Source organism: Alteromonas sp. BMJM2 (assembly GCF_027257845.1).
Lineage (GTDB): Bacteria > Pseudomonadota > Gammaproteobacteria > Enterobacterales > Alteromonadaceae > Alteromonas.
In genome coordinates, this window is sequence record NZ_JAPVOT010000067.1 from 1 (window position 1) to 512 (window position 512).

1 protein-coding gene is annotated in these 512 nt (G+C 46.3%); it reads right to left on the reverse strand.

Annotated features, from left to right (window positions below; translation table 11 throughout):
• The coding region (locus O9X84_RS19585; RefSeq protein WP_269521324.1) for a hypothetical protein at positions 1–226 on the reverse strand (226 nt) is incomplete at its 3' end.
• Positions 227–512 lie beyond the last annotated feature (286 nt).

Genomic DNA, 512 nt, shown 5'->3' on the forward strand with positions numbered 1-512 from the left:
GTGGGCTAAAATCCGAACGAAGTGAGTCAGCCCGCGTGTTAGCGTCCCAGCGACCGAAGGGAGTGAACTTGAGCGCTTTGTTAGAAGCAGAGCCTGTTCCCTTGGCATTTTTAAAAACTAATAAAGCTAGCATACGATTGATTATTAACACAAACAAGTAAAACGACGGAGTAGCGATGGTTGTGATTTGACTGAAGTAAGCTGCCATTTGATCTGACGAGTGCAATGGCGCTTGCCGTGTGAAACAAGAGCTTGGCGATAGAGCGCCTATTGCGCCATCTTGGAAGTAAATGCGGCGAAGTTAAAACTACCAAAAGCCAGAGCGATTTTTGAAACAACAGTTGAGGGTCGTTGAACTGTTATTTTTATTAAGTCAAACGCAGTCTAGGCTGACGCCTTCTAACTTTAAGCTAAGGGGCGCTAGCATGTGGGTTAAAATCCGAACGAAGTGAGTCAGCCCACATGTTAGCGTCCCAGCGACCGAAGGGAGTGAACTTAAGCGCTTTGTTAGA